This is a genomic window from Thomasclavelia saccharogumia DSM 17460, from assembly GCF_000686665.1.
GTDB lineage: Bacteria > Bacillota_I > Bacilli_A > Erysipelotrichales > Coprobacillaceae > Thomasclavelia > Thomasclavelia saccharogumia.
The window spans coordinates 1-14,639 of sequence record NZ_JMLH01000071.1 but is presented as its reverse complement, the minus strand read 5'-3'; the positions used below and the strand labels follow the sequence as shown (position 1 = coordinate 14,639).

Below are 14,639 nucleotides of genomic sequence, written 5' to 3'. Positions count from 1 at the left end.
AGCACAGCAACGATATGTGGCAGCTGGATACTACCTACTGTTCATATATCAAAGACAGCAGAGGTCACAGATCAAGAACCTATCTTATTATGATCATCGATGACCATTCCAGAATGATAGTTGGATATGGATTCTTCCTTGAAGACAACGCTGTCAATGTCCAGACAGTACTGAAACGGGCAATAGCTAAATATGGTGTTCCAAAAAGACTGTATGCCGATAATGGAAAACCATACAAAAACGAACAGTTACCGATCATCTGCGCTCAGCTGCAGATCCAGATCAGTCATGCTCAGGTATTCCATGGCAATTCTAAGGGGAAGGTGGAAAGAGCCTTTAAATCAGTAAAAGAGCAGTGGATGTACAATACTGATTTTAATCAGTTTAAAAGTATCGAAGATATAGATTCAGCTTTTGCCCTATATGTCAATAAGAAAAACAATTCACCACATGCTTCACTGAATGGGAACACTCCAGTAAATGTTTTTATGGATGATGAAAGATCGATCAGAAGGGTCGAACCAGAAAAGCTTGAAAAAATATTCTATCATACTGCAGTCAGAAAAGTTGCCAATGATGCAACGATCAGACTCAATACAAAAGTTTACGAGACGAAACAGGAGTATATAGGCAGCAAAATAACTATCAAATATAAACCTGATCTTAGTGAAGTTTATATATTTGATGATAAAGTTTATATTTAATAAACATTTATTATTTTGAACTCAGTTTTTTATGCATAAACGCAATAAAACTTTGAATTCCAACAACAGCTAATAAAATATAATATGGTGAATACAAAAATAAATATCTAGCCCTTGCTTCAAACAATAGTAAAAATAAAGTAATTCCTATAATTGCCAAAACAATTACATATATATCTTTTTTATCAGTACTAGCAATTCTTTTAACTGCGAGCAGAATAAAAAATAAAATCGTTATCCAAATACTTTGTTGACAAGTTGCATAATTTTTGTAGTATAAGCCATCATAATAATAAATATCTCGCAATATTTTAGCACTTGAATCATTGGGTGCTTCTAAGATGTTAAAATAAAAATTACCCTCAACACTCCAGGCAAAAGTACCATCATTATAATTAGTCATCAACTTCTCACCTAATAATTTAAAATATCCAGAAATGCCATAATCTTCTAATCTTTTTTTTACCATTTCCAAATTAGCTTTGATTTTTTCTTCTTTTCCAATAAACGAAGCTGTATACATCACATCATCTTCATAATAAACACCTTTTGTCTCTGGATTCATCCCCATCATCAAAAAATGGGTAAGTGGAAAAGCATTAGCTTCGTTTTCTTCATAACCGATATAATCATCAGAATAATTTTTAATAGCTGAAAAAACCATTATACAAGAAAGTAATACTAATAAAAATCTAGTACATCTTAATTTTTGCTTATTACTATAAAAAATAAATTTCCAGCTTTCCACTAACATGATTGCAATTAAAATAATGATACAGGTTGGTTTAATTAAATAGCCAATCAACGATAAGATAAAAATTAAACTCCAGGCTAAATATTCATTCATATTCTTTCGATTTAAATAAAAATATAAAACTGCGGTCGTAAAAATAATTGAATAACTATCTGAATAAGGAATTGTTATCCATGGTGATAAAGCAATATAAATACTATAAATAAACAGTGTTAAAACTGAATAATATCTATCTTTAAAAATAATTGCTGCACTTTTAGTAATAAACCAGGCTGAAATATTCACTAACAAAACACTTATTACAACTAGTGAAAAATCAAGATTTTCTATTTTTAAAAATATCGCGATTTCTTTAATTATTGTAAAAATGAATGTTAAAAAGACATTATTAGGATATCTTGTAAAATAACCATAATTTACATACTGCGAATTTAAAAGCTGCTGATTCGCTAAATCAGTTGAAGTATTCCTTAAAATAGAAACATCCCATCCTGATAGAAAATAAATATTATAAGCTATATATAATTGAATAATTAATAAAATAATACAGGCAGCAATTAGTAAGATATTACATTCTCTTTTAGAGAATTTATTAATATGTCTTCTAAAAAAGATATTATAAATCGTTCCCAAGATTAGTATCCCTATTATTCCTAAAATCAACAATACCCCATTAGGTATCGTTACATTATTTTTACATGCATAATCCATACCTTGAGAAAATATAATATTCATTCCTAAAATCATCAAGATCATAATTCCAAATAATCCAATTATTATTTTATAAAAAACGCTTGAAATATTTTCTTTATCACGCATCATAATCACCTGTTTTTACATTACTATTTTTAAATCCATAACTGTTAAATTATTCCTAAATTAACAAAACCATCATAGACGCCATCTTCTTCAACACTCTTACATATACTTGAAGCTATTTCTTTAAGCTTTGTACTACCATTTGCCATAACCACGCCATGATCTACAAAATCAATCATTTCATAATCATTCATACTATCACCAAAAGCAATAGTATCTTTTATATCAATATTTAGATAATCAATTGCATATTGAATTCCCGTAGCTTTATTATCTGTTTTTGAAATTAACTCTCCATTGATCGTAGTTTCATCAAACAACTCATGAATCACTACATTAACATCATCTTTTAATTCTTTTAAAGCATTATCAACATCTTCCTGCTTCAAAGATATAAAACATATTTTATGAATTCCCTGCTTAGCATAATCTTTTATATCTTTAATATTGAATTTATCATATTCCTGTACTTTTAAACGCTCAAATTCAGCATTACCAGCTTCAAAATTTATCCCGCCAATAAACAAGGAAACCATCTCATCTGTCATAAAAGTCATTGTCGTACATTCATAATTATAATAAATATTAAATTTATCGAAAACACTTGTAATTTTATTAACTAATGAATTATCAAAATATGCACTATGTACTACTTTATTATTGATTTCTACGTAGCTGCCAGCACTAGCAATAATACCATCAAATTCAACTGCATTTAACTCATTTTTTATACCAGCTTTATTTCTACCCGTACAAATAAAAACTTTATGACCATTTTCACGAGCCTTTTTTATCCCTTCTTTTACTTTTTTACTCATTTCTCGATGATTAGCTACTAAAGTTCCATCAACATCTAAAAAAATTGCTTTTTTATTCATAAACCCTCCTAAAATATGATTTATTTCATTATACAATTATTGTAATAATTTTTCTTCTTTTTTACAAATAAAAAAGGAAGTGTATCAACACTTCCTAGTATGATCATGATGATAAGTATCAACTAAATTACTTTTACTATGACACAAGCCGCCACAGCTATTACAATTACCACCGCAACTTGACTTGCCATTAGCCTTATCCTTTCTAATTGAGCGTATCGCTAAAACTACTGCAAATACAATAATTAAACTCACTAAAATCGTTGATAAATTTTCATTTAGCCATACCATCATTAACATCTCCTCTATTTTTGAGTAACTATATTATCTAAATTAACATCAAGATTTTTACTTTCTTTATACGGACGAACTAATAAATAGATAAATCCAATCACTACTACAATTGCAATGATCGTTGCAATCGTAAATGATCCTGTAATAATTGCATTACCGATCTGATATACAGAAAATGCTACTAAATAAGCAAATACAGTTTGATAAACAATTGCAAAAGCAGTCCATTTTCCATTGTTCATTTCTCTTTTTATTGCTCCAATAGCAGCAAAACATGGAGCGCAAAGTAAATTGAAAATCAAGAATGAAAATGCTGCAATTTGAGTATAACTTGAAGCTAATGTACCCCAAATTTCAACACCATCTTCGGCAACTTCAGCAAATCCATAAAGAATACCAAATGTACCAACAACGTTTTCTTTAGCTACTAATCCTGTAATTGCAGCAACTGCAGCCTTCCAATCACCCCAACCAAGTGGTGTAAAGATCCAAGCAATTAAATTACCGATAGAAGCTAAAATACTATGATCTAATTGAGTATCTTCAAGCATTGTAAACTGACCATCGACAAATCCAAAATAAGAAGTAAACCAAACTAAAATAGTAGATAATAAGATAATTGTACCAGCTTTTTTAATAAATGACCAGCCTCTTTCCCACATGCTTCTTAAAACATTTAAAAGAGTAGGCATGTGATAAGCAGGTAACTCCATTACAAATGGTGCTGGGTCTCCAGCAAAAAGTTTTGTTTTCTTTAAAATAATACCAGAAGTAATGATTGCTGCAATACCAATAAAATATGCTGCAGGGGCAACCCAAGAAGCACCATTAAATAATGCTCCAGCAATCAACGCAATAATTGGTAACTTAGCACCACAAGGAATAAATGTAGTAGTCATGATCGTCATTTTACGATCACGGTCGTTTTCAATCGTTCTTGAAGCCATTACCCCAGGAACTCCACAACCAGTACCAATTAACATCGGAATAAATGATTTACCTGATAAACCGAATTTTCTAAAAATACGGTCCATGATAAAAGCAACACGTGCCATATAACCACATGATTCAAGAATCGCTAAAAAGAAGAATAATACCAGCATTTGAGGCACAAATCCTAATACGGCACCAACTCCAGCCACAATACCATCTAAGATCAAACCATTAAGCCAAGCAGCAGTTCCTAACGATTCTAATAATCCTTCAATCAAACTTGGAATTGATGGAATAGCTAAACCAAATAAACTCCATCCATCTCCAAACACACCATCATTAGCCCAATCAGTAGCCCATGTACCAACAGTGCTGACAGAAACATAATAAACTATATACATAATTACCGCAAAAATCGGTAAAGCTAACCAGCGGTTAGTAACAATTCTATCGATTTTATCAGAAATCGATAATTCTTCATTATTTCCTTTTTTATAACAATCATTAATTATTGAAGTAATGAACTGATATCTTTCATTAGTAATAATACTTTCAGCATCATCATCAAATTCTTTTTCAGTTTTAACGATAGTTGCCTCAACATTAGGAACTGTGCTCATTAAACCTGTAATTTTATCATCACGTTCGAATAATTTAATAGCATAAAAACGTTTTTGTTCTTCAGGAATATCTCCTGGAAGCATCATCGCAATATTATCTAATTCTTTTTCAACTGCTTTATCAAATTTATGAACTGGCATATTAATATTTTTTGAACGTGCTAATTTTACTGCCTGATCAGCTGCTTCCTTGATTCCTGTTCCTTTTAAAGCAGAAATCTCAACTACTTGACAGCCTAATTCATTAGATAACTTTCTAATATTGATCTTATCACCTTTTTTATTAACAAGATCCATCATATTAATTGCCATCAAAACAGGAATTCCTAATTCCATGATTTGTGTTGTTAAATAAAGATTTCTTTCTAAGTTAGTACCATCTACGATATTAATAATTGCATCTGGACGCTCTTGGATTAAATAATTACGAGCTACAACTTCTTCTAATGTATAAGGTGATAAAGAATAAATTCCTGGCAAGTCCATTAATTTAACATCTTTATTTCCCTTTAATTTCCCCTCTTTTTTCTCTACCGTTACTCCTGGCCAGTTTCCCACAAACTGATTGGAACCAGTTAAAGCATTAAATAGTGTTGTCTTTCCACTATTCGGATTACCTGCTAACGCAATTGTAATTGACATTTTTTCACCCTCCTATAAGACTTCAATCATGGCAGCATCTGCCTTACGTAAAGATAATTCATAACCTCTTACCTTTACTTCAATTGGATCACCTAATGGCGCAACTTTGCGCACAAATACTTCTGTACCTTTAGTGATTCCCATATCCATGATTCTTCTTTTAACAGCACCATCACCATGTAGTTTTACTACTTTTGTACTTGTACCGCACTTTACATCTCTTAGTGTCTTCACCGATTAATCCCCCTTAAATCATAATCTTATTAGCCATTTCCTGACTAATCGCAACTCTTGATTCTTTAATTTTAGTAATTAAATTTCCTTGATTCTTACTTACAACAGTGACAGTGGTACCCACTGTAAAACCAAGTGATTCTAAAAATAACTTTACTTCTTGTTTTCCACCAACTTTTTTGATAGTTTGTGCTTCACCAATACTTGCCATAGTTAAAGGCATCATCACCACTTCCTCACTTTTCTGTTAGTTATATCTAACTATGTTTATGTTATACCCCGCTAACTAAAATGTCAATACTATCACATAAAAAAGTTAGAATATTTTAACTCAAAATTTAAAATAACGCATAAAAAAACAGAGCATTTATTAATGCTCTGACACTGCTAAAACTTTATATTTCAATGATTTGACCATCATTAATTTTCAGCTGTACATCACACTTATTAGCTAATGAAGGTGAATGAGTAACAATAATAACACATTTATTATTGTTATGTGCCAATTCAATAAATGCTTTTAAAATCTCTCGAGAATTTTTTTCATCAAGATTACCAGTTGGTTCATCAGCTAAAATCAAATCAACATCCTTAGCTATTGCACGAGCAATCGCCACTCTTTGCTGCTGTCCTCCAGATAATTTTCTAATATCACGAAGGCATTGTTCCTTAGATAATCCTAAATCATTTAAAATTTTTAAACAATATTCTTTTTTATTAGAAATTTTTATTCCCGCAATTTCAATAGCATTGACAACATTTTCATAAGCGTTCATATAATGGATCAAATTATATGATTGAAAAACAATTGAAATATTATTACGACGATATTTATTAAGACCTATTTTTGCAGTATCTGTTCCTTTGAAAAGAACCCTACCGCTTTTGGGTTTATCTAAACCGCCAGCTAAAATAATCGTTGTCGTTTTTCCACTACCGCTAGCTCCTACGATTGCATATATTTTTCCTTTTTGAAAACTATAATTTGCTTTATCTAAAATCGTTACATTACTAGAACCATCTAAATAATGGTATGAAACATTTTCAAATTCTAATATTGTTTCCATATTACCCCTCCTTTTTCACCAGAATTTCTCTAGGTGATAATCTAAGTATATAAGCTGATGGAATCACGATTGAAACCAAGCAAATAGTGGCGGTAATACCTGCTAATTTAACTGCCGTCGATACTGTTAAAGAAACATCTAATTCCGTATTCTCTGGCCCACTAAAAGCATCATTAAACATTCTTCTTCCAAACTCTGATATTTCTCCTTCTTGATTCAAATTGCTATCTGCTGTTTCTTGATCGATTGCAGGTATTTCCATCTGAACACGATTATCGTTAATTCCTGATTCAAGCATATTCCCAATAAGATTGGAAACCATTTTCCCTGTTCCTAAAGAAATTACAAATGCAACTGCTGCTACTAAAAGCATCTCCAATAATTGTTGCAAAATTATTTTGATTTTACTTTGTCCAAGAGACAAGAAAACTCCAATTTCATAATATCGATTTCTAATAGTTAAAATTAAGATCAAACATAATATTGCACTTCCAGCCCCAATAACAACGATTAAAAATATCGTTGCAAAAGACTGCGTATTTTCTAAACTGTTGATATTTTGCTGATACAAGCGATCATTTGCATCTAAACTATAAGTTTCAAAATCAATATCACTTTTCTCTTTAGCTAATTCTTGAAAAGCTTCCAAATTTTCTGGGTCATCTAAATAATAAACTGCTGATGTTAGATTAGAATCACTTCCCAAAAAAAGTTGACCAATTGATAAATCTGTATAAATTGTATTAAAAGGATTACTTTGACCAGGTCCTCCTATTTGTTGCGAATCGTTTACTTCATAAATTCCGACAATTTTTAAGTCATGACTAATCGTTTCATCATTAACTGTAGCTGTTAATGTTATTATATCACCTACATCTAAGTCATTATCACTTGCTAAAGTCGTTTCAATAACACAATTATTAGTTCCAGCATCATCTACTGATAATAATCTCCCCTCAATTAAAGTACTTTTCTCTTCGCTAAAAGTATCTATATATTCCATTGTTATATTAGCGCTGATTGAAAACTCACCCTGATTACTGTCAAATCCTCCTTGAAAGTTATCAGGTTTTTGCATATTACCTTGCATACCACCTTCACTTTGATTTTCTTCATCTGCAGTAAGTTCAACTGGATCAATCGTATCACTGTCAGCTGAAGTTGAAATATTGTAATTGTAACTCTTTACATATTGTAGATCTTTTAATTGATCAGCCATTGCAATTGTAACACTTGCCTTAACTTCATCTACAGCCTGCCCCTTTTCTCTTTGATTCATCATGTTTTTCATATTCGTTGTCAAAGTAACATCACTACCAAGCGTTGAACGAATTTGATCCATTGATTTTTTTGATGCACTTTGTATTGATAATCCAGCAATTATTAAATTTGCAATCACGACCATAATTACAAATAATAAAATTGTTTTTCCCATATTTTTTTTAATACTTAAAAATGCATTTTTCAACATACCTCTACCTCCTGATATCAATATATCAAAACAAATATATTGGTAAAATCGTATAAATATGTGAAAAAAAGTAATCCTAAAAATAATTTATCTTTATAGATAGCAAAGGGCTATTTTTATAATATATCAATATAAATATTCTACTTAAATAAAAAAGTCTTCAGAATCTTCATTTGCATGAAAATCCCAAAGACTTATCATTTATGCTTTTATTTTAGAATTTTTCTTATTTCCTGATACAACAATGTTATCATCACCTAATTGATCTTTTGCATTTTGATTATTAGATTGTTGCTCGTGTTTTGGTTTATTCATAAACTCACCTCAATAATAGTATTCCCAATTTATTTTAAAAAATTCAAAACTTTAAAAAAAATAAAGAGATGGTCACCCATCTCTATTCATCTCCGAAACAAATTCCAATTGCTTTAGCTGCTTTTACTAATTCACCATTTGGATCAACATGTTTTTGTCTACCAAATTTTGCATCTCCGATTACTTCCTCTAAAGAAGTATATGACATATTTTCACCTTTTAAAGTAACTACATTACCAAACTTACCTTCTTTGATAAGTTCTAATGCTTTGACTCCAAAACGAATTGATAAAATACGATCATATGATTGAATATCGCCACCACGAATAATATGTCCTGGATTTACAGAACGTACTTCATGATTAGGAATTGCCTTTTCCAAATCATCAGCAACTTTTGCGGCAATACCACCTAAACGAATTGGATCTGGACTATCTTCAACAATTTTTCCAATTACTTTTGTACCATCAGCATATTTAGCACCTTCAGCAACAGCAATTACTGTATATGGATATCCTTCTTCATCACGTTTAGCAACGTGTTTTACAATATTATCAATTGTAAAAGGAATTTCTGGAATCAAAATACATGAAGCATTTCCAGCCATCCCTGAATATAAAGCAATCCATCCAGCATCACGACCCATTAACTCACAGCAAATAACTCGATGATGAGATTTAGCTGTCGTATTTAAACGATCAATAAATTCTGTACCTACTGAAGAAGCACTAATAAATCCATATGTTAGATCTGTTGCTGGTAGATCATTATCCATTGTTTTAGGAATTCCAATTACATTAACGCCTTTTCGTGAAAAATCACGAGCACTTGTCAATGTTCCATCACCACCTAAAACAACTAATACGTCAACACCAGCTTTTTTTAAATTTTCAACTCCAACATCTGAAACGTCTTTTTTAACTTTTCCACCATTTCCATCATCAACAAGATAATCAAATAAATTATCTTTATTAGAACTAAATAAAATAGTTCCACCTTCTTTATAAATATTTTCTACCTTGTCAACTGTCAATTCTATGTAATCATTGTTATATAAACCGCGGTATCCATAAACATAACCAATAACTTCATACCCATATTCGTTAATTGCAGCTTTTGTTACCGCTCTGATAACTGCATTCAAACCTGGACAGTCTCCACCACCAGATAATAATGCGATTCTTTTTACGTCTGCCATAAACATCCCTCCATGGATTATATTATAATTTTTTTTTTACTGAAACACAACAAAAATGTTACCGTTTCCATAAAATAATAACATTATTATTCATAATTGTATAGAATTTTATTCTATAAAATTCTATTTTTTAAATAGCTTTCAATGATTTTAACCGGCAAACCAATGACAGTTTCAATATCTCCATCTATTTCAGTCACTAAACTTCTTCCAGTCCCTTGAATAGCATATCCCCCTGCTTTGCCCTGCCATTCATTCGTATTTAAATAATCATTGATTTCCTGATCTGTTAAATCTTTAAAAGTCACTTTAGTACTATCATGATAAGTATTAACTTTATTATTATCTATGATAGCAACAGCAGAATAAACGATCTGTGTCTGATTAGACAATTGTTTTAACATTTTAAAAGCTTCATCACGATCACGTGGCTTTCCTAACATCTTTTCTTTTAAACATACCATTGTATCTGCTCCCACAACTATATCATTGGGATATTTCAATGATATAGGTAAAGCTTTTTGATAAGCTAATTTCTCTAAACGTAAAGGAAGTGCTAGCTTTTCATCTAACACTTCATCTATTTCTACATAATCAATTATAAAATCAATTTTATGTAATTCTAAAAGCTCTTTTCTTCTAGGTGAACTACTAGCCAAAATAATTTTTTTCATTATTCTGCTTTACTTTCTTCTTTTTTTACAGGTTTAGGAAGCAACGCTTTTCTAGAAACGTTAACTTTCCCTTTTTCATCAACCTTAGTAACTTTAACTTTAATAATTTCTCCAAGTTTTACTACTTCACCCATTTTTTTAGTTCTTTCATAAGCATAATCAGAAATATGTAAAAATCCGTCTGTTCCATCAAATAGATTTACAAAAGCATAATTATCTTCAACTCTAACGATCTTACCATCATATACTTCACCAACTTTAGCCTTTTTAACAATTTTCTCTATTAATGCCATCGCCTTATTGATTGCTTCTTGATCATAATGATAAATAATAACTGTTCCATCCTGCTCAATATCGATTTTAACACCATCAGACTGTTCAATAATTTCATTAATTGTTTTTCCACCCTGACCAATAACTGATTTAATTTGATCTGGTTCGATCTTCATCATCTGAACTTTTGGCGCATATGGTGATAATTGTGCTCTTGGCTCACTAATTGCTTCTAACATATTAGCCATAATCTGTTTTCGAGCCACTTTAGCTTGAGCTAAAGCCTCTTGTAAAATTTCTTTAGTAATTCCATCTATCTTAATATCCATTTGTAAAGCACATATTCCCTTTTCAGTTCCAGCAACTTTAAAATCCATATCTCCTAAATGATCTTCCATCCCTTGGATATCTGTTAAAATTGTATAATCATCACCCTTTTTAACTAATCCCATAGCAACACCAGCAACTGGAGCCTTGATCGGTACTCCTGCTGCCATTAATGACATTGTCGAAGCACAGATAGATGCTTGAGACGATGAACCGTTAGATTCTAATACTTCTGAAACAACTCTAATCGTATATGGGAAAGTATCTTCACCAGGAATAACCTGTGCCAAAGCTCTTTCACCAAGCGCTCCATGCCCTATTTCACGACGACCCGGAGCCCCCATTCTACCAACTTCACCAACTGAATATGGTGGGAAATTATAATGATGCATAAAACGTTTTTGATCTTCTAGTCCTAAACCATCAATTTTTTGATGTTCCCCGATTGCACCCAAAGTTGTCACTGATAAAACCTGTGTTTCCCCACGTGTAAATAAAGCTGAGCCATGAACTCTCGGTAATAAATCAACTTGTGAATCCAACGGTCTGATTTCATCAAGCTTACGACCATCAGGTCTAATCTTTTCTTCAGTAATTAAACGACGAACCTCGTCTTTTTCTAAATCATGTAAAATGATCCCAACTTGTTTCATTACATTAGCTTTTATTTCTTCATTTTCATATTCTCTATTATCATATTCTTCAGTCACTTGAGCAACTAATTCATCAATTGCTCCATATCTTTCTAACTTTCCAGGAATTGAAACAGCAGCTACCATTTCTGCTTTGGCCCGATTTGAAATTTCTTCAACTAAATTAGCATCTAATTCAAATAAAGGAATTTCTAATTTTTCTTTTCCACAAGCTTCCACGATTTTTTCCTGAAAAGCAATCAATTCTTTAATTTTTTCATGACCAAATAATAAAGCCTCTAACATGACTTCTTCACTTACTTCTTTAGCATCTGCTTCAACCATATTAATAGCATCTTTAGTTCCTGCTACTTCTAAATTAATTAATGATCTTTCTAATTGTTCAGGCGTTCCGTTAACAATAAATTCACCATCAACCAAACCAACATTGACCCCGGCAATCGGCCCATTAAAAGGAATATCAGAAACACATAAAGCTAGTGACGCTCCTAACATCGCAGCCATTTCTGGAGTTGCATCTTGATCAACTGATAAAACCGTATTAACACTTTGAACTTCATTTCTAAAACCATCTGCAAATAACGGTCTAATTGGTCGGTCGATCATTCTTGCTGTCAATGTTCCATGCTCACTTGGACGACCTTCTCTTTTTAAAAATCCTCCTGGAATTTTTCCAACAGAATATAATTTTTCTTCATAAGTCACTGTTAGTGGAAAAAAATCAACATCTTTTGGTTCTTTTCCAGCAACAACAGTAGATAAAATAACTGTATCATTATATCTTACTAATACAGATCCATTAGCTTGTTTAGCCAATTCTCCAATTTCCACACTTAGATTTTTACCATAAAAATCCATACTAAACACTTGTTTACTCATTCTTTCACCTCATCTATTATCTTAGCCATTATAACATATAAATTTCTATTTCAAAACAATTTATTACTTAACTACTGCAAAACCGTTTAAAAAAATGCTATAATACTAATCAGAGGTGATTTTATGAATGAAAACGAATTAAAAAGCTTAGAAGTATACAATGCAAAATTTAAAGAAGATCCTACTTCTTTCAATGATTTTCAAGCTAACGACTACATCAAATTATTGAAAAAAAGCGACAACAACGAAGAAGCAATCGAAGTCGGAAAAACATTTTTGTCTTTGTGCCCAAACTTAAGAGGATATCTAAACCAGTATGGTTATGCTCTTTACAACAAATTCATCAATATTGATGATAACGAAATCAAAGAAAATGAAACACTTTTCTTTAGTGTCCTTGATGATATCTTGGCTATCTGTAAACAAGAAAGATACTCACCAATGGAACCATCTGTAAATCGAGCAATTAAGTATTTGCAAAGAGAAAAACCAAAAGATTGTGAAAAATTAATTGAGATGCTTGATTTACTAGATCCAAATCTATTAGATGATAAACCATTCACTAATCTTGAAGGAAAAGAATTTGAATCTAAAAAAGAACGTTACTATCGTTTAAAAGTAAAAGCTCTATATGAAGCTAAAAAACACAAAGAATGTGTAGAAACAGCAAACAATGCACTATCTTTACCTTTGAAATGGCATTTTAACACATTACAATGGATCAATTATCAAAGAGCTTGTTCATTAGTTGAATTAGAACAATATGAAGAAGCTAAGAAAATCTTTTTATCTCTACATAATCGTATCCGTAATATTAACTTTTACGAGGTTTTATATAAAACAAATGCTAACATTGGTAATATCAAAGAAGCTAATGCTTATTTATTATATGAATTCTTTGAAAATGGCTATAGCATTGATCATTTAGGAATTTATCTAAGATTAAAAGAGGCAACAAAAAGAACTAACGATCCTGAATTAATCGAAATCGTTGATCTTTTCTTAACAAAACTTTGTCAAGAAAATAACAAAGAATATACTCCAGAAAATGATCATGGCGATAAATACAAAGACCAGGATTCTAGTGAGCTTTACGACATTATGTATGAAAAAATCATGAATAATCTTGATAAATATGTTGAAAGAGTTGAAGGTACAGTAGTTCATTACAACAATCAAAAGGCATTAGGGACTATTTCAAAATATGATGAAGATGGCATTTTCTTTAGACAAGCTGATTATGTTTATGATGAAGAAGTTCAACGTCGTGATAAAGTTGAGTATACTCCAATTGAAACTTTTGACAACAAAAAAGGTGTTGTTACCAGCAAAGCTATTTTAATCGTAACAACTGAAGAATATTTAGACTTTGGTTACTAAAAACAAGACTAACAGAAGAAAATTTGATATTTTCTTCTGTTTTTATTTATATAACTTATTTAGGATTATTTTTAGAATCTATGCTATCTACTAATTGTTTTAGCTGTTCGAAATCATTTTCTTTAAATATATATTCATATATTGATTTCATTTGCTTTTTACTTAATTCCTTTATCCAATTACTGCAGTCTATTTGATATTTACCTTTTATTAATTCAACAAGCGTTTCTTTTTTTCCTATTTCAACCCCTTCTTCTCGTCCAATCTCAATACCCTGCTCAACTCCTTGAGCAATACCTTGTTCAATGCCTTGTTTGATTCCCTCTTCGATCCTTTTAGCTGTCTTTTCTTCACGTTCCATCTCTAATGATTCAGTTCTAAGCTTCGCTAACGCTAACTGGTTCGCTAATGACCATATCGGCTCATTATTTCTAAACTTGTCATACATCTTTATCACCATCTCCACGATATCTTCTTCTCTTTCCTTCATTATAGCAGGATATTCATTTTTTATAAACAAATAA

General features: G+C 31.1%; 14 protein-coding genes. 2 read left to right on the top strand and 12 right to left on the bottom strand.

Going from position 1 to position 14,639, the window contains the following annotated elements; all coding sequences use genetic code 11:
• Window positions 1-704 (top strand): DDE-type integrase/transposase/recombinase (locus tag BR82_RS0112415; RefSeq protein ID WP_147590255.1); only part of this gene is annotated, 704 nt, incomplete at its 5' end.
• A 10-nt stretch (window positions 705-714) separates the two neighbouring features.
• Here BR82_RS0112415 and BR82_RS0112410 read toward each other — a convergent pair.
• The 11 genes from BR82_RS0112410 to pnp form a co-directional block, all read right to left on the bottom strand.
• Window positions 715-2,277 (bottom strand): glycosyltransferase family protein, encoded by a 1,563-nt coding sequence (locus tag BR82_RS0112410; protein WP_027090452.1) that lies wholly within the window; start codon window positions 2,275-2,277, stop codon window positions 715-717.
• 44 nt (window positions 2,278-2,321) lie between these two features.
• On the bottom strand, window positions 2,322-3,155 hold the full coding sequence (locus BR82_RS0112405; RefSeq protein WP_027090451.1) for a Cof-type HAD-IIB family hydrolase: 834 nt from the start codon (window positions 3,153-3,155) through the stop codon (window positions 2,322-2,324).
• Window positions 3,156-3,239: 84 nt separating this feature from the next.
• Complete coding sequence (locus BR82_RS0112400) at window positions 3,240-3,446, bottom strand: FeoB-associated Cys-rich membrane protein (RefSeq protein ID WP_027090450.1); 207 nt, start codon at window positions 3,444-3,446, stop codon at window positions 3,240-3,242.
• A gap of 14 nt (window positions 3,447-3,460) precedes the next feature.
• Window positions 3,461-5,644 carry a ferrous iron transport protein B gene (gene feoB / locus BR82_RS0112395; protein WP_027090449.1) on the bottom strand — a complete coding sequence of 728 codons (2,184 nt, stop codon included), beginning with the start codon at window positions 5,642-5,644 and terminating at the stop codon, window positions 3,461-3,463.
• A 12-nt stretch (window positions 5,645-5,656) separates the two neighbouring features.
• Window positions 5,657-5,878, bottom strand: a complete 222-nt coding sequence (locus tag BR82_RS0112390) for a FeoA family protein (RefSeq protein ID WP_024720659.1) — start codon at window positions 5,876-5,878, stop codon at window positions 5,657-5,659.
• Between the two features lie 13 nt (window positions 5,879-5,891).
• The gene (locus BR82_RS0112385; RefSeq protein ID WP_187116170.1) at window positions 5,892-6,104 is read right to left on the bottom strand and encodes a FeoA family protein; all 213 of its coding nucleotides are present in this window, start codon (window positions 6,102-6,104) and stop codon (window positions 5,892-5,894) included.
• A gap of 169 nt (window positions 6,105-6,273) precedes the next feature.
• Window positions 6,274-6,945, bottom strand: coding sequence for an ABC transporter ATP-binding protein (locus BR82_RS0112380; RefSeq protein ID WP_027090447.1), 672 nt, complete (start codon window positions 6,943-6,945; stop codon window positions 6,274-6,276).
• 1 nt (window position 6,946) lies between these two features.
• Complete coding sequence (locus BR82_RS0112375) at window positions 6,947-8,416, bottom strand: ABC transporter permease (protein WP_027090446.1); 1,470 nt, start codon at window positions 8,414-8,416, stop codon at window positions 6,947-6,949.
• A 397-nt stretch (window positions 8,417-8,813) separates the two neighbouring features.
• Window positions 8,814-9,929 carry a 6-phosphofructokinase gene (locus BR82_RS0112365; RefSeq protein ID WP_024720662.1) on the bottom strand — a complete coding sequence of 372 codons (1,116 nt, stop codon included), beginning with the start codon at window positions 9,927-9,929 and terminating at the stop codon, window positions 8,814-8,816.
• A 113-nt stretch (window positions 9,930-10,042) separates the two neighbouring features.
• On the bottom strand, window positions 10,043-10,603 hold the full coding sequence (locus tag BR82_RS0112360) for a Maf family protein (protein WP_084300837.1): 561 nt from the start codon (window positions 10,601-10,603) through the stop codon (window positions 10,043-10,045).
• Window positions 10,603-12,735: a polyribonucleotide nucleotidyltransferase gene (gene pnp / locus BR82_RS0112355; RefSeq protein WP_027090444.1), complete on the bottom strand. Its 2,133-nt coding sequence runs from the start codon at window positions 12,733-12,735 to the stop codon at window positions 10,603-10,605. The genes BR82_RS0112360 and pnp overlap by 1 nt, the downstream gene beginning before the upstream one ends.
• Before the next feature lie 123 nt (window positions 12,736-12,858).
• Here pnp and BR82_RS0112350 point away from each other — a divergent pair, with 123 nt between their 5' ends.
• Window positions 12,859-14,115 carry a hypothetical protein gene (locus BR82_RS0112350; protein ID WP_027090443.1) on the top strand — a complete coding sequence of 419 codons (1,257 nt, stop codon included), beginning with the start codon at window positions 12,859-12,861 and terminating at the stop codon, window positions 14,113-14,115.
• Window positions 14,116-14,170: 55 nt separating this feature from the next.
• Here BR82_RS0112350 and BR82_RS17280 read toward each other — a convergent pair.
• Window positions 14,171-14,639 (bottom strand): FliH/SctL family protein (locus tag BR82_RS17280; RefSeq protein WP_084300835.1); only part of this gene is annotated, 469 nt, incomplete at its 5' end.

Coding starts and splice junctions, on each gene's coding strand:
- BR82_RS0112400 (WP_027090450.1), bottom strand. CDS start 3,446: ATGGTATGGCTAAATGAAAATTTATCAACGATTTTAGTGAGTTTAATT.
- BR82_RS0112350 (WP_027090443.1), top strand. CDS start 12,859: ATGAATGAAAACGAATTAAAAAGCTTAGAAGTATACAATGCAAAATTT.
- BR82_RS0112380 (WP_027090447.1), bottom strand. CDS start 6,945: ATGGAAACAATATTAGAATTTGAAAATGTTTCATACCATTATTTAGAT.
- BR82_RS0112365 (WP_024720662.1), bottom strand. CDS start 9,929: ATGGCAGACGTAAAAAGAATCGCATTATTATCTGGTGGTGGAGACTGT.
- BR82_RS0112410 (WP_027090452.1), bottom strand. CDS start 2,277: ATGCGTGATAAAGAAAATATTTCAAGCGTTTTTTATAAAATAATAATT.
- BR82_RS0112375 (WP_027090446.1), bottom strand. CDS start 8,416: ATGTTGAAAAATGCATTTTTAAGTATTAAAAAAAATATGGGAAAAACA.
- BR82_RS0112405 (WP_027090451.1), bottom strand. CDS start 3,155: ATGAATAAAAAAGCAATTTTTTTAGATGTTGATGGAACTTTAGTAGCT.
- feoB (WP_027090449.1), bottom strand. CDS start 5,644: ATGTCAATTACAATTGCGTTAGCAGGTAATCCGAATAGTGGAAAGACA.
- BR82_RS0112360 (WP_084300837.1), bottom strand. CDS start 10,603: ATGAAAAAAATTATTTTGGCTAGTAGTTCACCTAGAAGAAAAGAGCTT.
- pnp (WP_027090444.1), bottom strand. CDS start 12,735: ATGAGTAAACAAGTGTTTAGTATGGATTTTTATGGTAAAAATCTAAGT.
- BR82_RS0112385 (WP_187116170.1), bottom strand. CDS start 6,104: ATGATGCCTTTAACTATGGCAAGTATTGGTGAAGCACAAACTATCAAA.